Origin of the sequence: Parabacteroides goldsteinii (assembly GCF_020091425.1) — a bacterium.
GTDB classification, from domain to species: domain Bacteria; phylum Bacteroidota; class Bacteroidia; order Bacteroidales; family Tannerellaceae; genus Parabacteroides; species Parabacteroides goldsteinii.
Window position 1 is genome coordinate 1589655 of record NZ_CP081906.1, and the last position, 19264, is coordinate 1608918.

Annotated in this window: 18 protein-coding genes; 7 read left to right on the forward strand and 11 right to left on the reverse strand. The window is 45.2% G+C overall.

Going from position 1 to position 19264, the window contains the following annotated elements; translation table 11 throughout:
- Positions 1–50: 50 nt before the first annotated feature.
- Positions 51–1328, reverse strand: coding sequence for a carboxypeptidase-like regulatory domain-containing protein (locus K6V26_RS07480; protein WP_122328275.1), 1278 nt, complete (start codon positions 1326–1328; stop codon positions 51–53).
- 151 nt (positions 1329–1479) lie between these two features.
- Here K6V26_RS07480 and K6V26_RS07485 point away from each other — a divergent pair, with 151 nt between their 5' ends.
- From K6V26_RS07485 to K6V26_RS07495, 3 genes are read left to right on the forward strand one after another with little or no spacing between them, the layout of a single operon-like run.
- Positions 1480–2664, forward strand: a complete 1185-nt coding sequence (locus K6V26_RS07485; RefSeq protein ID WP_007659244.1) for an aldo/keto reductase — start codon at positions 1480–1482, stop codon at positions 2662–2664.
- Positions 2665–2676: 12 nt separating this feature from the next.
- Positions 2677–3537, forward strand: a complete 861-nt coding sequence (locus tag K6V26_RS07490; protein WP_224264981.1) for a DUF6599 family protein — start codon at positions 2677–2679, stop codon at positions 3535–3537.
- Positions 3538–3543: 6 nt separating this feature from the next.
- Complete coding sequence (locus tag K6V26_RS07495) at positions 3544–3888, forward strand: MGMT family protein (RefSeq protein ID WP_007659246.1); 345 nt, start codon at positions 3544–3546, stop codon at positions 3886–3888.
- A 439-nt stretch (positions 3889–4327) separates the two neighbouring features.
- Here the strand turns inward: K6V26_RS07495 and K6V26_RS07500 are convergent, their stop codons facing one another.
- The 3 genes from K6V26_RS07500 to K6V26_RS07510 form a co-directional block, all read right to left on the reverse strand.
- A complete protein-coding gene (locus K6V26_RS07500) occupies positions 4328–4636 on the reverse strand; it encodes a hypothetical protein (protein WP_007657317.1) in 309 nt (102 codons plus the stop codon).
- A complete protein-coding gene (locus K6V26_RS07505; protein WP_010800681.1) occupies positions 4633–5586 on the reverse strand; it encodes an IS110 family RNA-guided transposase in 954 nt (317 codons plus the stop codon). The genes K6V26_RS07500 and K6V26_RS07505 overlap by 4 nt, the downstream gene beginning before the upstream one ends.
- 105 nt (positions 5587–5691) lie before the next feature.
- A complete protein-coding gene (locus tag K6V26_RS07510; protein ID WP_224264982.1) occupies positions 5692–6900 on the reverse strand; it encodes a DUF4861 domain-containing protein in 1209 nt (402 codons plus the stop codon).
- A 177-nt stretch (positions 6901–7077) separates the two neighbouring features.
- On the opposite strand from K6V26_RS07510, the gene K6V26_RS07515 reads away from it, so the two are divergent.
- Both K6V26_RS07515 and K6V26_RS07520 read left to right on the forward strand, forming a co-directional pair.
- Positions 7078–7713, forward strand: coding sequence for a hypothetical protein (locus K6V26_RS07515; RefSeq protein WP_007659251.1), 636 nt, complete (start codon positions 7078–7080; stop codon positions 7711–7713).
- A 121-nt stretch (positions 7714–7834) separates the two neighbouring features.
- Positions 7835–8332: a hypothetical protein gene (locus K6V26_RS07520; protein WP_007659252.1), complete on the forward strand. Its 498-nt coding sequence runs from the start codon at positions 7835–7837 to the stop codon at positions 8330–8332.
- A gap of 70 nt (positions 8333–8402) precedes the next feature.
- Here the strand turns inward: K6V26_RS07520 and K6V26_RS07525 are convergent, their stop codons facing one another.
- Both K6V26_RS07525 and K6V26_RS07530 read right to left on the reverse strand, forming a co-directional pair.
- The gene (locus K6V26_RS07525) at positions 8403–8630 is read right to left on the reverse strand and encodes a (4Fe-4S)-binding protein (protein WP_007659254.1); all 228 of its coding nucleotides are present in this window, start codon (positions 8628–8630) and stop codon (positions 8403–8405) included.
- Between the two features lie 12 nt (positions 8631–8642).
- A complete protein-coding gene (locus tag K6V26_RS07530) occupies positions 8643–8942 on the reverse strand; it encodes a GNAT family N-acetyltransferase (protein ID WP_224264983.1) in 300 nt (99 codons plus the stop codon).
- Positions 8943–9279: 337 nt separating this feature from the next.
- Here K6V26_RS07530 and K6V26_RS07535 point away from each other — a divergent pair, with 337 nt between their 5' ends.
- Complete coding sequence (locus tag K6V26_RS07535) at positions 9280–9507, forward strand: winged helix-turn-helix domain-containing protein (protein ID WP_046146903.1); 228 nt, start codon at positions 9280–9282, stop codon at positions 9505–9507.
- 82 nt (positions 9508–9589) lie between these two features.
- Here the strand turns inward: K6V26_RS07535 and K6V26_RS07540 are convergent, their stop codons facing one another.
- From K6V26_RS07540 to K6V26_RS07555, 4 genes are all read right to left on the reverse strand, one after another.
- Entirely contained in the window at positions 9590–11170 is a 1581-nt protein-coding gene (locus K6V26_RS07540; RefSeq protein WP_224264984.1) for an efflux RND transporter periplasmic adaptor subunit, read from the reverse strand.
- Between the two features lie 4 nt (positions 11171–11174).
- A complete protein-coding gene (locus K6V26_RS07545; RefSeq protein WP_224264985.1) occupies positions 11175–12653 on the reverse strand; it encodes a TolC family protein in 1479 nt (492 codons plus the stop codon).
- Positions 12643–16389, reverse strand: a complete 3747-nt coding sequence (locus tag K6V26_RS07550) for an efflux RND transporter permease subunit (protein ID WP_224264986.1) — start codon at positions 16387–16389, stop codon at positions 12643–12645. Before K6V26_RS07550 ends, K6V26_RS07545 begins: the two co-directional genes overlap by 11 nt.
- 201 nt (positions 16390–16590) lie before the next feature.
- On the reverse strand, positions 16591–17397 hold the full coding sequence (locus K6V26_RS07555) for a DNA-binding domain-containing protein (RefSeq protein ID WP_224264987.1): 807 nt from the start codon (positions 17395–17397) through the stop codon (positions 16591–16593).
- A 181-nt stretch (positions 17398–17578) separates the two neighbouring features.
- On the opposite strand from K6V26_RS07555, the gene K6V26_RS07560 reads away from it, so the two are divergent.
- On the forward strand, positions 17579–18178 hold the full coding sequence (locus tag K6V26_RS07560) for a recombinase family protein (protein WP_007659262.1): 600 nt from the start codon (positions 17579–17581) through the stop codon (positions 18176–18178).
- On the opposite strand, the gene corA is transcribed toward K6V26_RS07560, so the two are convergent.
- Positions 18175–19257 carry a magnesium/cobalt transporter CorA gene (gene corA, locus K6V26_RS07565; protein ID WP_048316996.1) on the reverse strand — a complete coding sequence of 361 codons (1083 nt, stop codon included), beginning with the start codon at positions 19255–19257 and terminating at the stop codon, positions 18175–18177. The genes K6V26_RS07560 and corA overlap by 4 nt on opposite strands.
- Positions 19258–19264 lie beyond the last annotated feature (7 nt).

The window sequence follows — 19264 nt, forward strand, 5'->3', positions numbered from 1 at the left end:
GTGGATCTTAATGATTAGAGTCCTTCAAATGTACGAAAAGATATTGAAATTTATTTCTGTTGCTTTTTTAATTTGTTGACAGCACTTTCCAGTGATTCCGTAGGTTCGATGATATTGTAGGCTCCCCAGAAATCTTCATCCATAAAGTTTTCTACCTTGTCGGACAACGATTGTGTTTCCTTAAATGCCATCTTGTACGGAATGTTGGTTACGTTTTCTTCCTTTCCGTCTGTTACGACCATTTCCGAGATAATCGTGTAGTTGGTAGAGAATAATTTGCGTTTCCAGTCACATTTAAAACGTACCCCGTTGCGAATGTAATTCAGATAAGTTACGCCGTTGCGGTCCTTGTAGTTTACCAGATAGGCAACTTCAAGCGGGCGGAAACGTAATCCGAACGGTTTCTTCTTGAGGATGGCCTGGGTCGCTTTGTTGCGGTCGTCCATACTCAGGTTGAATTCGGCACGGGTGAATGAGAGTCGTTCCTTGTCTATGTAAAGTTTTCCGTAATACAGGGCATACGGCATGATGACCTGCGGCTTGAAACTGATTACATATTGCGGACGGTTGTCGATATTCGTTGATTCTTCCATTTTGAACAGGTAGTAGGGCAGACATTCCCTGTCGAGCAATACATCGGGGTTCTTCACGATGTCGCAAAGGATTGACAGGTTGGGGCCGCCGAGCAGTTTGACGGCAAGCGTATCGGTACTTCGCTGGCTCAATAGTTTACGGCCTTTGTAAATCTGTACACGGTCGCGGTCTATGGCTTCGTGATAAGGCGTTTTGTAAACGTCGATCACGGCTTCCGATATATTGATGTAGCGTCGGCCTTTCTGTGCCGTCTCACGATAGAAGCCGGTCAGCATATTCGTTTTCTTGCTGTAATTCTCCGGGATCTTCTTGATAGCCTCTTCCACGAGGTAACGCGGTTCTTTGGCATGGATGATGATCTCGTCGAGCATATTCTCGTAAGGCGTCATCCAGACGGTCAGGTCGGAGAGGTTCTTGCCGCTTACTTCTACCTTATTATTATAGTATCCGATATGGGATATTTCGACAGCCTTCACATGGGAAGCGTCTTTTATCTTGAAAGAGAATTCCCCGTCTTCGTTGGTGATAGTACCTGAAGTACTGCCGGGGATGGAAATGTTCACATACTCCAGCCGTTTCTTATTATTTTTGTCTTTGACAACTCCGCTGATGGTGATAAATTCCGGATCGGTATCGTCACGTACCGGTTGGTCCTGCGCCAGCAACGGACTACTACCTGCCACCAATAATAAGATCAGCAAAAAACCGATGGATTGTCTACACAGTGTTTTCATCTTTGTATTGTTTTAATGGTGAATAATCGTGTTTGTACTTATAAGATCGTTCAGGAAATGAATACCCTATGGAAAAAGTGAATTATTTTGATAAATCTTTCTATATTTGTAAGGCTCAGTCGGACAATTACATATACTAATATATTATCTTATGAAAACCAAACATGTAAATCGAAGAGATTTTTTTCGGCTTTCAGCCACTGCCGGCGTAAGCGCGATGTTAATTCCGGGAGCCAGGGCTACCGGTCTTCCCCAGGTGACTGCTAATGAAAATGAGATTCCTGTCCGTACGCTTGGCAGGACAGGTGTAAAACTGCCGATACTGAGTATGGGTGTGATGCGTGCCGACAATCCGAACGTGGTAAGAGCTGCCTATAATTCCGGTATATTCCATTTTGATACGGCCCACGGCTATCAGGGCGGGAAGAATGAAGAAATGCTGGGTAAGTTCTTTGCCGGGAAGCCGCGTGAGAGCTTCTTTATTGCTACCAAAGGAAAGTTCGATTATCCTTTGAGGGATGATTTCGAAGATTCGTATGAAAGATTGATCGACCAGAGTCTGCAACGCCTGAATATGGAACAGGTCGATCTCTTCTACGCTCATGCTCTGGATAAAGTGGAAGAGATAAAAGATGAGCGCGTGGTTGCCGTCATGAAGAAGTTTAAGGAGGATGGCAAAACCCGTTTCCTGGGCATTTCCATTCATGCCGGCAAACCTGAATTACTGGATGCTGCCGTTGAAGCCGGTATTTACGATGTTGTCCTGCTGAGTTATAATTTCAAACTGTCAAATCTGAAAGAGACGGAAGAGGCCATAGCCCGTGCCGCTAAAGCCGGTGTCGGTCTGGTTGCCATGAAGACGATGACCGGTGGTACCGAAGACGCTGGGGGAAAGAAAAAGATTAACGCACAGGCCTGCCTGAAATGGGCCTGGAAGAACGAACATATCACGACTGCCATCCCCGGTTTCTCCAATTATGATGAACTGGATGAATGCCTGGTTGCTGCCCGCTCCCCGGAACTGACCGCCGGCGACCAGGAATATCTGGCTACCCTTTGCGGACAGGAAATGTTGTATTGCCAGCAATGTGGAAAATGCCGGGCGCAATGTCCTGAACATCTTCCTATTCCTGATATTATGCGGGCCTACATGTATGCTTACGGTTATAAATATTCGCGAATGTCGAAAGAAACACTTGGAGAACTGAATCTTTCGGCGGATATTTGTTCCAATTGTGAAACCTGCCAGGTAAAATGTCCTTCCGGCTTCGATGTTTCGACAAAGATTGCTGCGATAACGCCGGTGATGCAGGTGCCTGACGAATTTCTGACTTAATAAAACGAACGTATGAAACATAGCAATTATTTGTTACTCTTTTTCCTGTTGTCCCTCTGTCCTTTAAAGGCGCAGACACCGGACGAGTTGAAATCGTGGCTGCCGGCAGTAGACGGCTGGGAGATATCCGGCGAGATGGAGGTCTTCAATCCGGATAATCTCTTTGACCGCATCAACGGGGCGGCTCCGCTTTTCATTGAGAATAACTTCAGGGAAATGACTTCCATGGAGTATAAAAAAGGAAGCGAGTACATTACGATACAGGCTTACCGTCATGCAACACCGGAAGATGCTTTCGGAATGTATGCTGCCGAGCGTTCATCCGACCTGGCATATTTACCTGTCGGGGGAGAGGCGCAGGGAGATAAGACGAATCTGTATTTCTTTGCCGGAAATATGTATTTGAAGATGTGGAGTAATGCATCCGGCGATGTGTCCGAAGAATTGCAGGCGATAGGCAAGGCGCTTGCCGGAAGGTTGGATGCCGATGCCGGCTATCCTTCTGTTATCCGTTTATTCCCTGCGGAGGGGCAAGTACCTTATTCGGCTGCTTATATTACTTCAAATTTTATCGGCCATGAGTTTCTGCGTGCCGTATATACGGTGAAGTATGAAAAAGAAGGGCAGACTTTCCAGTTGTTTGTATTGGACGGCGGTTCTTCTGCCGGGGTTAAAAATATATTGACCCGGTATATGGCTTTCACCAAACAGGCGGATGAATTAAAAGAGGGTGCGTTGTTGGTCAAAGACCGTTATAACGGGGACATTCCGGTACTTTGGAAAGGACGTTACCTGATTGGCGTTTATAATGAGAATGGAGATACGGTTGCCGGTGGCGATGATTTATTGAAGGAACTGGCAGGAAAACTATAATATTATATGTCTGATTTTGATAAAGAGGATTTTGTGGGGGCTGTCTACCAGATGGTGAAAACGGTTCCGTACGGACGTGCCACCAGTTATGGTGCGATAGCCCGTGCTATCGGTTATCCGAATATGTCGCGGATGGTCGGCAGAGTGTTGGGAGGTTGTTCGGAAGTGGGAGTTCCTGCTTACCGGGTAGTGAACAGTCAAGGAATATTATCCGGCAAAGATGCTTTCGGCACGCCGACCGAAATGCAGGAAAAACTGGAAGAGGAAGGTATCCGGGTTGAAAACAACCGTATAAAAGATTGGAAAAAGGTCTTTTGGAATCCTTTGGATGAGATATCCTTTGTTCCGTGACAGGCAACGGGTGAATTTTCGGGAGTGAACGCAGAGACTCTATCTATTATGATGCTTATATCATATATTATAACACAGCATTCTCATATATTGTGATACTGGAGTCGCATAATATATGAGAATGCAGTATCATAATATATGAGAATTTTCATATGTAAATAAATTGCGCTCCCTATCTCAAGAGAGCCGTTTAAACCATTAATAAATTGATTTTTTTAGAGTTCAGACAAAACAAAAGAGAGCACTTGTATAGATACAAATGCGGTTGGCTATTATCTTTGGGCATTTTATAATTTTACAACAGCTAAGAAAAAAAATTTCATACACGCGTTAAAGGACTCGCAGTCTTGACCGCTTAGCAGTTGAGATCAGTTTCATGAGCGACCTCTTGCTGTTTCTTACGACAACAAGCCAGTAAAAATCGACCTTCTCTATGTTTTTAACCTACTTCTGGGATTGGACCATCATCACGGCTGATTTTAACTTTATAGCCAAGTGCTTCCAGCTCTTTCTTCAAGTAATTTTTCCGTTTCTGCTCCATCCTTTGGTTGAGATATTCCGCACCGAGTTCCTTATACTCACAAGCCTCTTTCAGTACATGCCATACCGATTTCAGGATCGAGTGTCCTACTGCTACTAAAGCCCTCTTTTTCCCTCGACGGGCGGCTAAACGGTGATAACGTGCACTGTAAAAGGTGTTCTTGGTACGGGTGGCTGCCCACGCAGCCTCCGTGATTACGGCTTTCAACTGTTTGTTGCCATGGGTGGTTCTACCACTTTTTTTTTACCTGCGCTCTCGTTATTGCCAGGACAGACACCGGCCCACGAAGCCAGGTGCTTTTCGGTTGGAAAGGCTTCCATATCCACACCTATCTCTGCTATCAGGTCTTCAACCGTTTTCCGGCTAAGTCCGGGGATCTTCTGCAAGAGTTCCATCACATTCTCATAAGGAGATAAAACCTCTTTTATACGGCAGGTAAGGTCAGCTATGATGGCTTTCGTCTGTTCCATATCTTTACGGATGGTCTGCAACATATAGATGTGATGCGGTTCTATAAAGCCTTCACAAGCCTGATAAAGAAGTTCCGGACTGGCTTCAAGTTTTTTATGATAGATGCAAGTTATGTCATCCATTGTTACATGACCCTTATCGATCAACATATCTATCAGCTTGTTCGCCACGACTCCGTCCAGGCTGCACACCACGCTGGAAAGTTTGATGTTACAATCTTCCAGGATACGAACAATACGGTTTTTCTCAGAAGATACATGCTGGATCAACTTGTTACGGTAACGGGTTAAATCACGAAGCTCACGTTGTTCACGCTCCGGGATATAACTCGGTTTCAACAAACCTGCTAAAAGCAGTTTGCAAATCCAGGCACTATCCTTTTTATCCGTTTTGTGCCCGGGAACATACTTGATGTGCCGTGCGTTCACGATCCAGACTTTCATATCAGGACATTCAAGAATCTTATAAACCGGCTTCCAGTAAACACCGGTACTTTCCATGGCTACATGCGTAATGCCACTGGATAATAACCATTCTTTTAATTCTGTCAAAGAACTACTGAAGGTCTTGTAACTGCGGGTTTCAGTTTTGAGACCTTCGCCACTTATCGTAGCAACTACCATGTCCTTGTGGACATCTATTCCACAACCCCGGAGGATGACTTGTTCAAAAGGTACTGTTTTCATTGCATTCGTTTTTTCGAGTGAATGACACTAAAGTAAACAATACCCCCCTATTTACATGCTCTTGGACGAAATTTATTTCATGGATGTTTCATGATATATCTTTTTTTACTTTACAGTAACCTGTAACGGTTGTTTTACCTTTTGGGCAAAGTCCTGGATATATTTGAACCATTCGGCAGAGTTCTTGAAACCCCATTTGCTCCATCCGGCTCCGGTATAATACGTATATTCGTTGCCCGGTGCATAAGTAGCATAAGCCAGTACATGACCGTCTGCTCCGCGTTGTTTTTTCTCAGTGTCAGAGAAGTTTACAGCTTTCGCATCACTTAGTTTTTCAGGGAAGACGGCTCCGATGTAAATTTGTCCGTTTGTCGGGTCTTCAGGGTCGGCGTATGCAATGTAGCCGTTTGCGGCATCAGCCTGATAGTCTGTGCTCGGTTCGTGCAGTACGATACCGGTTACAAGTGGTGTCGCTTCATTCAGATTGGCAAACGTAAGCGTAATTTTGTTTAACTGCGAACCGGCATCCAGTGAAAGTATACGTGTTTCGATGATATTATCATTCTCTTTCACTTTCAGCGGATTGTAAACCAACTTAACAGTGAAACGCAACGGACCGTTATCCAGAATCTCATAGTCTTTGTAGCAATACGGATAAACGATGGAATCGTTAGAAAGAAGGGCGGAAGTACCTGCACCCAGTGTCGGGCCTACTTTATAATAATCCAGTCCGTTACCATGGTCGATATGGTAGGAAATCGAATTGGCGAGTTCCTGTGCTGCTTTTTTGTCTGTTTTGCGCAGTTCGGCTATTTTGGCTCTCGATTCCGGGTTCAGTTCAGTCTTATAACGCATGTCTACAACCGGTTCGGAAACACATTTAGTCCAGATATCATATCCGAAGGCCTGTTCGCCGGTAGCTTGCAAAGCCGGACCATAGGTACGGAAAGCGATACGGTCGTTTTCCCAGGCAATATCGTCCACACGTTCCGGATAGAACTTACCGCAGGCAACTGTGGCGAAAGCCTTGGGAGTGCCCGGTTTAATCTTATAAGTAACACTGCTGTTTGCGTTCACATCAACAGGGAAAATAATTTTCTTGTCGTATGTGATTTGATAAGGAACCTGCGTCCCGTTATTGTCGGAAATGATGAAAGATTCGCCATTCAGTTTGGCAATGGCATCCATTGAAATTTCTGTGACCTCCTTTGAACGGTCGATGGCAGACGGGTTCGTAACCGTTACATCTACGCTTTGCTCCTGTGTACAGGCAAATGCGGTAGCTGCTAAAAATAAGCTGATAATCTTTTTCATAAATAAAATATTGTAGTTTATAAATATTTCGCCCTTGTGACAAACAGTTCTGAAACCGGCAGTAAAAGTATGAATATTCGCGAAGTTTACAAAGTTCATCGCCGGTAAACAACTATTTTTCTACTTAATGGTTGTTCTTGTCATGCAGTAAAATTGTCTTTTTATCGTTTCTATAGTATGAAGTTGAAGCAGTGTTTACTTATTCTGATGTTGACAGGTATTTTGCCGGTTCAGCTCTATGCACAGCATTGGAGTGAAGAAGATTCGGTGTGGTTGTCGCGTGTTTTATCCGGAAAGGATACGATACGCATTAATCCGGAGTTTCAGAAAGCTATCCGCGAAGGTAAATTGATCCATATGGAAGATGAACCCGGACAGCAGATACTGGAAGCTCCCTCTGAATTGCCTCTCCTGAAAGATTTCTCCGAATATTTGCATGCAGATACGGATAGCATACATAATAACGTGGATTATAAGTCGATGCCCCCAAGTGTTTACCGTCTCTATAAGATGGAACTGGATACAATTCCGAAAATAAACAAAGAGGCCTATACGCCTCCTCCCACACGGCTTATCGACAAAAAAGAGATACAGATAGGCAAGCTGCCGGTAACGGCTGCGGCAGGAGGGAGGAACCTGTATTCTTCAGATGTGGTAAAAGACGGACAGAAGCGGGGAACCGTGGGCGGGTCCGTCAAACTCTATTTTTCTCTGGACGATATCTTGAAATGGATATTTTCAAAAGAGGAAAGGAATAAGCGGAGGAACCGTAAACGTGATGATACCTGGCGTTACTATAATGCCATGCCCTGACAGGTTTACTTTTTCTTCCGGAATGATTTGTGCATCCAATTTAAAATGCTAATTTTGAGACTGCTATTTCTCTGTTCCTGAATTTATTCCGTGCAGATACAGTAGTCTAAATGATAGTCTGATGAAAAAGTTATGTTACTTCATATCATTTTTGTTCTTATTGCTGACGTTTGCCGGCTGTGAGAATGACGGCACGCTGAATGAAAACTCTGAAATAGTTGTGGTCGGTTTAGGTCATAAGGTTTATAACCTGCCTTTAGGAAATGAAATCCTTTTTACAGGAAACGATATAAAATGGTTTAACAGAGATACCAGAGAAATCAGGTTCTACGACCATTCGGTATTTAAGGAAAAGCTGGAGCAGTATGAAAAGATACTTGTTATATTGGCCGATACGGAGTTGTTTACGGCGACCAATGTCTCCGATGTGATGGCGAGTGTGAGTACGGTTTATAACGACCTGGTGTTGTATTATGATACTGCTGAGGATAAATACTATCTGAATGACAGTTATCCGGCAAATATCGATGTGGAACAAGTCCGGTTGAACACAGAAATACGTGAAGAAAACTGGGGATTATTCCTTTACCAGTTAGGGATAGAAGGCCGCCTCAAATAAAAAACTTCCGCCGGCCTGTGAACGAGCCTGACGGAAGTCAGTAATTAAGTTATAGCATTTATTTATTTACCTATTCTTCTTCTTTTTTATTAAGCCTGTAACTAAGTGCTCCCGACGGGCATTTGTTGATCTGTGCGATCAATTCATCGGTGGTTGCATTTTCTATTTTCACCCAGGGTCTTTCCTTGGGGTTATATACCTGTGGCAATGTTTTTACACAAATACCCGAATGCTGACAAAGGTCAGGCTGCCATATAATTGTCAGTTCACCGTTTGAATATTCAATTTTCTTTCCCATATCTATATCGCTTTATCCTATGTTAATACCTCTCATTACTATGCGTCGCCAGTCCGGATGCTTTTGGATGTATCCGGCAATGAAGGGACACAACGGAACCAGGCGCAATTCTTGTTTTTCTATATCCTTCAGCACTTTTTCAGCTAGTTGGCTGCCGACACCTTTCCCTTTGAGGGCTACGGGCACTTCGGTGTGTGTAAGGTATATCTCGCCGTTCTTGGTTTTTATATACTCAATTTTCGGAACGTATTTGCCAATGTGAAATTCGTATTGATGTCTCTCTTCGTTATCAATTAATTCATAATCGTCCATATCGCCTAATTGTTTTATTTGATTCTATATAATTCAAACAGTTTAGGGAAAGGCTTTGTTTACGGTTTCCTACAATTCTTTTTATCAGAAAAATGAATGACGGAAGTTGCTGATTGTAAGCCTAAAGGTTGTTTGTCTTTCAATTTATATTGAATAAGTGTGGTTTTTGTGAAACATTTTTAGCGTCAAGGTTGTTTCATTTATAAAGCAAAGTCATTTGTTTTGTGCGAAAGTTGAGTAATAAATGGTATAAGTAACTAATATAGGAGTCAAATGGAACATGTCCGTTTGATCCATTATTATTAGTTTTAGGTCACATATCAAAAAATGGAGTGTTATGAATAAGAATGACGTTGGTTCAAGTGCTGGTCAGATCTGGCGCTTGCTCGCAGAGAGAGGTAACATGTCTATCAGAAAGATTGGAGAGATGACTCATTGTAAGGAGTCTGTTATTTTTCTCGCATTGGGTTGGCTAGCCCGTGAAAACAAAGTACGTTTTTGTAGTGATGGCAGTGGGATGCTATCTGTCGAAGTAAATATTCCGCTAACAGAGACGTATTATTGATAGGAAGAGGATAATTTTTGAAGCGCAAACGGGAAAGGGATACAAAATGAATTGTAGCCCTTTTTGTTTGCGCTTCACTCTTCTATTGACGGTACTTGCAGCAAGCCGGGAGCTTGTTGTAAACACTGTCGTCTGCTTTATACTTATCGTTGTCGTGCCCGGCTTTGGCTATCGCTTTGGCAATGGCATCAGCAGAGGTCTGTTCCGGGTTGAATTGCAGGTGGACCATTTGCGCTTCTTTATCCCATGAGGCGGAAGTGACTCCTTTTACGCTTTTGGCGGCATCTTCAATTCGTTGCTTGCACATGTCGCAGGCTCCTTTTACTCCGAACATGGCATGCTCACTTTGAGTTGGGTGAGCCGTGTTTCCGTCATTATTCATCATGGATGTTTTTCCTTCCAACTGTGCACTGGCATCGATAGAGAAAACGCCATTGGTTACAATTTCTTCTCCATCCGAAAGTCCTTTCAGTATCACATAGGCATTGCCTAACGACGGACCCAGTTCCACTTCACGCATTTGGAATGTCGGGGTAGACATGTCCGGTTGTTTGACGTAAACGATAGACCGCTTGCCTGTCCAGAGTACGGCTGTCTGGGGAACGACAATCTGATCTTTATATCCTTTCAGGGGAGCGTCGACGATGGCTGTCGCATACATCTCCGGTTTCAGTTCCATACCCGGATTTGCTACTTCGACACGAACACGGGAGGTGCGGCTGGTCGGATTGACAATCGGATCGATAAAGGCAATGCGCCCTTTAAATACTTTGCCGGGGAAAGCCTGCATGATGAATGAGACCGGATCTCCCTTGCTCAGGAAGGGCAGGTCTGTTTCATAGGCATCGAACATGGCCCATACCTTTGAAAGGTTGGCAACATCGAATAATACGGCTCCCTGCGAAACATAATCCCCCTGGCTGACCCGTTTTGACATAACGATACCGCTTGTATTCGATTTAATCTCTACGGTAGGAGAGGTGGTGCCGGATTGTTCGATAGCCGTTATCTGAGCATCCGTCATCTTCCAGAGTTGCAGTTTCTCGCGGGCAGCTTTTATTAAGGCGGGTTGCTGCATTTTGATCGCTTCCAGTAATTCCTGTTGTGCCGTAAATAATTCCGGTGAGTATAGGGTGGCTAGCGTTTGTCCGGCACGGACCGTTTCGCCGGTAAAATCGACAGCCAGACTTTCTATGCGGCCTCCCACATGGGCGGTTTGCGATTGCAAGCTCCGTTCGTCCGGTGCTATTTTACCGTACAGGCGCACTTCCTTAACCGGATTTTCTTTGCTGACACGTGAAGTTTGCACATTAGCCAGTGCTATTGCTTCTTCCGATAACTGGATGGCGGAAGGGTCTACATTCTCGTGGCTATTACTGCTTTTGCGTAAAGGAATCAGGTCCATACCGCATATCGGGCATTTTCCCGGTTTATCCTGTTTGATTTGGGGATGCATGGAGCAGGTCCATACGCCGTTTTCATCCTGTTGCAGGTCATGACTGTGGGTGTGTTCCGCAATGCTGTCATGGCTATGGTATTCGTCGTTTACCTGGGGTGTTGTGGAGGATGGACTGAAGAATAACCAGCCCAGAAATAAACCGGCCATTGCAAACAGGATATATTGTACTTGTTTGGTTTTAAACCATTCTTTTATCTTTTTCATGTCTTTATTCGTTTATCGAGGTTGCTACTAATTTTTCCATGCCGGCTATCCTTGTATTGTATTCCGCAATAGCTTCGCTTTTCTTGAGGCGGTAATCCAAAAGCTGGCGTTCTACCTGTATGACATCTGTCAGACTGGTTGTTCCGGCGGAAAATTCCCGGACAATCAGTTGCCAGGTGGATAATGAGAGTTCCTGCTGCTTTTGGTAAAGAGCTATTTTCCGGGATGCATCCGCCAACTGTTGTTTAACCGTCTGGTATTCGGATTGCAGCTGATTCAGCGTATTTTCGTATTTCAGTTCGCTTGCCTGGCGGTAGTGCCGGCTTTCCTTTTGTTGTGCCTGATACTTTTTACGGAAGATTGGAATACTGATTTTAAACATAGGCATGACCATATCCATACCGTTCATGTTATCCATAACCATACTGTTATTCGATTTTCCGACCAGTGAATATTGCAGGCCGATTCCAAACATCGGATAACTCATCTTTTTATCCATCTCTGCTTTTGCCCGGTAGGCATTTGCTTCGGCTTCGAGCATCGATAACATTGGGTTGGCTATAATGATACTGTCGGTCATGGCCTGGTCGTCAATCAGGAAATGCAGTTGTCGCAAAGAATCGGGAACAGCAACCCTCATATCCTGCCTGCGGTTTAACAGGGCATTGAAACGTGCTTCGGCAGCCGTTCTGTTGGAGACAATGAGTTCCAGATTGTTCTGAAGTTCCGCTTTTTCTATCTGTATGCGCAGTACGTCCGACATGGTGCCTGAAGAACTGCCGGTACCCATAGAACTTCCCATAGGACCGGAAGCCATTTCCTGCATAGAGGAATTGCCGGCCGGACTACCTTGTGGAGCTGCTTGGGTGCCGCTTCCCATTCCTCCCATGTTATCCATACTGCTTCCATTGGAAGCGGGGGGAGTAACTGCATTGCCTGTAATGGGGGTAATTGTGGAGGCGGGTGCATTGGCTGACGGTGCGGAATAACGGTTGAGAGCCAATTTCTCCAATTGTTCCAATAAAGCAAGATTAGCTTGCGTGTTCTTATATTGTTCGTTGAGGTTACATAACTGGTACCACTGGCTTTTTACTTCATAAAACAGATTGTTCCTGGCTTCACGGAATTGCTCGTAGGCCATGCGTGACATTTCGGTCGCCTCATTGCGGGCCGCTTTACGCGTTCCGAACCAGGGGAACATCTGCATCAGGGTAAAGTCGGCAATTTGTTTACCGCTCAGTGTCTCCATCGGTTTGACAAAAACACCGATATCCAGTTCCGGGTCTTCGTAAGCTCCTGCCTGTGGAATCTTTTCCAGTGAAGCCTTATAGAGGGCAAAGTTGGAGTTTACCAACGGGTTGTTGCGTGCGGCTATCTCCAGATACCACGCCAGGCTGTCCGTCTGCTGTGAAAATGCCGGAAGGAGACCGAGCAGCAAGGCTATTCCTGTTATATATGCTTGTATTTTTATCTTATTTCTCATCGCTTGTATTCATTTGAATGTTCTGTTTCTTTTGCTCTTTCTTAATCACACTTTCGCGCCACCAGCATTGCAACACGGGGACTACGAACATAGTCATGGATTGTATCAGCATACCTCCGAAAGTGGGTATTGCCATCGGTACCATGATATCGGCTCCCTTTCCGGTAGAAGTCAGTACCGGTAGTAAAGCAATTAATGTCGTTGCTGTCGTCATGGCGGCAGGACGTACACGTTTGAGTCCGGCTGTAACGACTGCTTCCCGTATCGCTTCTTTAGTAGTCGGATTCTGTTGCAGGAAAGTCTGGTGGATGTATGTCCCCATCAGCACGCCATCATCGGTTGCGACTCCGAACAGGGCGATAAAGCCGACCCAGACAGCGACGCTCAGGTTGATTGTATGCATCTGAAAAAGGTCCCTCATGTTTTCTCCCCCTACGGAAAAGTTCATGAACCAATCCTGCCCGTACAACCAAAGCAGGATAAATCCTCCTGCAAAAGCGACAAATACGCCGGAGAAATGGATGAGGGAAGCGGTCACCGTTTTAAACTGGAAATAGAGTATCAGTAAAACGATTAGCAATGCCAATGGCACAACAATCGCCAACCGTTGGGTGGCCCGTTCCTGTTGTTCGTAATTGCCGGCGAATTTATAGGAGACATCTTTTGCCAACCTCAACTCCCCGTCTTTTATCTTTTGGTCCAGTACGCGTGTCGCTTCTTTTACTACATCTACTTCGGCTTTGCCGGATGTTTTGTCGAATATGACATAACCGACCAGAAACGTATTCTCACTTTGAATCATCTGTGCTCCCCGGGTATAGTCGATATCCGCCAGTTCTTTCAATGGAATCTGTGCGCCGGTAGCGGTAGGAACCAGTAACATGGATAAAGCCTCCGGATTATCCCGCAGTTCACGTGCATAACGGAGACGGACCGGGAAACGTTCCCTGCCTTCGACCGTAGTGGTCAATATCATTCCACCGACAGCAGCACTCAATATCTCCTGTAAGTCTTCTACATTTACTCCGTAGCGGGCCATATTATCCCTGTTCAACTTTATTTCCAGATAAGGGGCACCGACTGCCCTGTCGTAGAAGACGGAAGAGGGGATAACCGAAGGAACTTCTTTCAATGCCTGTTCTATCGCTTTTCCGCTTTGCTCGATTGTCTCCAGGTCCGGACCATATATCTTTAGTCCCATCGGGGCACGCATCCCGGTGGAAAGCATGACCAGGCGTGCCTCTATCGGCTGTAATTTAGGAGCGGAGGTCAAACCCGGTAAATGAGTGACATTCACAATCTGCTGCCATATATCGTCTGTGTTTTTAATTTCCGGACGCCATTGACGGAAATAATCTCCTTTCCGGTCAGGTATCAGGCTGTCGCGGGGGATAAGCCGGAAACCGTCGGCTGGATTATAAGTACCGCCGTCTTTTAAAAGATATTCTCCTTTCCCGTTTACCTTGAACCGTTCACGCTGTCCGTCTTCATTCAATATATATTCCGGACGATAATTGATGGTGTTTTCAAACATCTGTGCCGGAGCCGGGTCGAGAGCCGAGTTGACACGTCCCCATTTCCCGATGGCTGTCTCTACTTCGGGAATAGCTGCCAGGCGTTTATCCAGTGCTTCGATATAATCCAGGTTCTGTGCAATCCCGGTATGAGGCATACTGGTCGGCATCAGCAGGAAGGAGCCTTCGTTCAGGCTGGGCATAAACTCTTCGCCGATTTTTCTCCAGATCATGAAACCGAATACGATGGTGGCTGCCGGAATAATCATAAATAGCCAGCGGTGGCTGAGGCACCATCTCAGTATCTTTTCATAGTAAATAACCAATATCCACAGAAGAGATAAGATAATAAGGATACAGGCAGCAACAAATAATATATTGGCCGATAATCCGGCTTGCGGTCCCATCGGCAACCACTCTTCCGACAGGTAATAAATAGCAACCAGCAGCGTAATGCCTATATTGATATAGGTACTCATTTTAGGATTCTTCCAATAAGAAGCGAACAGGTTATTCACACCGACAGCCGTAAGTCCCAGTGCCGGTATGCTTCCATAGATAACCAGTAATACGATACCTGCTACAACTAACAAATAATTAGCCACCTTCCGTATCATTTTTGAATTTATCCTGACGGAGAACAGCAGATAAGAGAGCGTAGGCAATAGTATTAACCCCAAGATAAAAGCGGAAGCCAGCGCATATGTTTTTGTATAGGCGAGGGGAGAAAACATCTTCCCTTCCTGTGCCTCCATCGCAAAGACCGGCAGGAAACTGACAATGGTTGTTATCATCGCCGTCGCGATGGCACCGGACACTTCGCTTACTGCTTTGTAAATAAGGCTTACGAAGGCTTTACCTCTTTTAATGTCTTTGTTCTCCGGCATCTCCATATACCGGATAATACTTTCCACAAAAACAACCCCCACATCGACCATGACTCCGATTGCTATCGCAATACCTGATAACGCAACAATATTTGCTTCTATCCCGGTATATTTCATGAGGATGAAAGTCGCCAGTACGGCTATCGGCAACATGCTGGCAATGATGACCGAGGCACGCAGGTTCAGTACCAGTACGATAATTACAATGATACAAATCAATATTTCATGCGAAAGTGAAGTCTCCAGTGTCCCGATTGTCTCTTTTATCAGGTTGGTACGGTCGTAAAACGGAACAACGGTTACTTTCGAAACAGTCCCGTCCTCCAATGTCTTTTGGGGAAGTCCGGCTTCAATTTCTTTTATCTTCGTCTTAACATTGTCAATCACCTCCAGAGGATTCGCTCCGTAACGGGCGACAACCACTCCGCCGACTGCTTCGATACCTTCCTTATCCAGTCCGCCCCGGCGTGTTCCCGGGCCGATATTTACGAAAGCAACATCAGAAATACGGACCGGAACACCGTCGCGCACAGTGACGACCGCCTTTTCCAGGTCGGATACATCTTTAATATATCCCAACCCCCGGATCAGATATTCTACTTTGTTTATCTCCATCGTTTCCGCACCGATATCGAGATTACTTTTCTTGACGGCGTTCATAATATCCATAACCGATATATTGAAAGCCCGCATGGCATCCGGATTCAGTTCGATTTGATATTCCTTTACAAAACCTCCGGCAGAAGCCACTTCCGAGACTCCTTCGGCAGCCGAAAGGCTATATTTTACGTAGAAGTCCTGTATCGTGCGTAACTCTTCGGCATTCCAGCCTCCGGTGGGTTTACCCGTTTCCGGATTTCTACCTTCCAGCGTATACCAATATATTTGTCCTAAAGCCGTTGCATCAGGCCCGAGAGCCGGCTGTACACCTTCCGGCAATGTGCCGGGAGGCAGCGAATTCAACTTTTCCAGGATACGTGAACGGCTCCAGTAAAATTCTATATTATCATCAAAAATGATATAAATGAATGACATTCCGAACATGGAACTGCTCCGGATACTTTTAACCCCAGGTATTCCCAGTAGGGAAGTTGTCAGCGGATAGGTGATTTGGTCCTGTATGTCTTTGGGAGACCGTCCCATCCATTCGGTAGCGACAATCTGTTGGTTGTCGCCTATATCGGGAATGGCATCCACCGGGATTGGATTACGGGGTATGATACCACCGTGCCAGTTGAAAGGAGAGGTGGATATTCCCCAGACAACGACCAATAGTAATAATAGCATGGTTATCACCCTGTTCTCAAGGAAATAACGGATGAGTTTGTTCAGCATAAGTTGTATGGTATAATGAATAACTATACCTATAACAACCGGGCCTGTCTTTTGTTGAACGCAGCAGTTGAATAGAGGAGGCTGCCGGTCGGCATAACGTGTTTGTCGGCATGCTCGGCTTCTCTTTCGTGAGTGCACCTCAAAGCTATGAGGTGTCTTGTGTCATAATTATGATGTTTTATGCCTCATAGTTTTGAGGTGCTATGCCTCAGATGTTTGAGGTTCGTCAGCGACAGTGAAGGCGAGCGTGCCGTAACGCAGTTGTTTATAGAGGTGGTAAGTCGGTGTGAACTGGGTCGCGATGACAGCTTCCCATTCACCTGGGGTAAAGGGTATTTTCGGTGTGAAACAGAGGCGCGACCGGCTGTTTACAATCAATTCGTCGGGACTGACGGAGTAGCTTTCGCCCGTTTCGAGGCAGCTGATGGTAATGCCTACACCGGGCAGGTCGCCCATCAGCTTGAGATTGTAGCCGTAGATCGATACATGGGGAGGCTGGCCAGGGGCGAGTTTGCCTATCTTGCCGTCTGTCTGCGGATTGTATGGGCGGATAAGCCGGGAGATGTAATCCGGACGCGGCACTTTGAAGTCTTTAATCGGGCCTAAGTTTTCGACCGGGAGGCGTTTGACGCATTGCTTCAGGCGGGGAGAGGGGCGAAGGCAGGGGACGAGAGTATGGCATTCAGGGTCGAATTTGGCATGTGCATTATCGAATGTTCCATTTACGGTCAATTCCGTACGGGCCAACCCGAAATCGACGTTGAAGCCGGCTTCCGTGGCCTTATAAATTTCATTTATCATTGTCCGGAAACAACCTGTCAGTGATTCTTTCGAGTAGGGGGTACCGTCTTTTTTCGCCCGGTCGGCAAGTTCGTCCAAGTCGATTGTGTCGCGAAACATCACGCTGGCTTTTTGGACGTTTATTCCCGGAAGGAAACTCTCGTTGGTCCCGATATGTACATTGGCAATCATGTTGTGTAATTCGGATTTAGGTAGTTCTTTGTCCATTCGATTCTTGATTTAAAGGAGTTAAAGCTTTCAAAGATACGCTTTTGTAATAACATTTGCTTTCATTAAAATGGAAAGTTTAGCTTTTATTTTATGACGGCGTATACAGCTTTGTTGTATCTTCACGGCAAAAAAGCGAAAACGCTGATTATACAGTTTAATATTAGTTAGTTATAAAGATATGGTAATAGCTTATTTGAGAGTAACTATTGACAGGCAACATCTTGAAAGACAGAAAGATGAAATTACTCGTTATGCATCGGCAAATGGTTGGGAAATCAGTAAATGGATCACTGATATAGTAGACGGAAAAAGAATGGAGAGTGAGCCGACTCTGTTCCGTGTGTTGGACAGAATGAAAAAAGGCGATAAAGTTATTATAACGGATATTGCCCGGTTTGGTCGTACCCTGTCCGAAGTAATGACCCTTTTGAGCAAATGTATGACCCTGGGGGTTCATGTATATAGTATAAATGACCGTTATCTTCTGGATGATAACCTGAATACGGAAGCTATATCGACTACCTGTAATCTGGTTTCGGAGATAGAACACCACCTGATGTCTGTCCGTACGAAAGAGGCGTTGAACCATAAGAAAGAGAAGGAGGGCTTGCAGTTGGGACGTCCGAAAGGAACGGATGCCAAGCAATCTTTGCTGGATGCCAACAAAGATGAAGTGATGAACATGCTTGAAAGAGGGGACACCATTGTCATGATCTGCAAGCATTTCAATGTGTCCAGAAATACTTATTACCAGTTCAAAAGGAATTACGGGATTTAGAACCAGTCTTTTTTTCGCATATAAATCCAGGTTAGTATGCCTGTGAGGAACATGATTCCCCAGGCAATACCATAGCCATACCTCCAGTCCAGTTCGGGCATCAGCTTGAAGTTCATACCCCATACGCCGACCAGGAATGTCAGCGGGATGAACAGGGTCGATACGACCGTCAGCCGTTTCATGATCGCATTCATTCGCAGGTCATTGTTGGAAATATAAAGGTCCACCAATGAAGAAATGATTTCCCGGCAACTTTCTGTTGTCTGGATAACGAATTGTAACTGGTCGGCAAGGTCGTTGTAGATCGGGAGCATATCGGGACTGATTATTCCGTTCTCCGTACGCAGTAGTTTGGGGAACTGTTCCTTCAATGGCTGGCTGTTTTTGCGGATAAGCATATATTCATGCCGGCGTTGCTGGATCATCGAACCCATGTTTCCCTGGTCGCTTTTGATGTCGAGCAGTGTCTCTTCGATATCTTCCAGCATTTCTTCTACTTTGGAGGCTGTTTCCACCAGATTGGCAATGATCGTATTTAGCAGGAAAGCAAGCAGCAGTCCGCTGCCTTTTTTTCGCAGGTTCAGCATATCGGATTCCAACGCTTTCATTGTGTTGGCGAATACCGGATTATTGCTTTCTGTGAAAGTGATGACTACATTTCCGGTGACCAACAAGCTGATATGTTCGGAATGTATCTCCATATTGGCATCATAATAGCTGGAGTTCAGGATAATGAGCACATGGTTCGCATATTCCTCGATCTTTACGACATGCTGAGGTGTCAGTATATCCTTGGCATCCAGATTGTGCAGGCCGAACTCTTTTACGATACGCGTAATGGTATCGGAGTCGGTCAGCCCGCTCACCTGAAACCAGTTTATTTTGTTCGGATCGACCAGCTTGCCAAAAGAAGAAGTACCCTTTTTTATTTCGGTCGTATGGAGTGCTTCGGCATTGTATTGAGTGAGACGAATGTCGGTTACAGTCTCATGTTCACCGGCATAATAATACTTATCCGACAGATGCCGGTTAGAAATATGTCTTCTTCTGTGCACATGTGTAGCTTCTTTTCGTCTCATAGATACC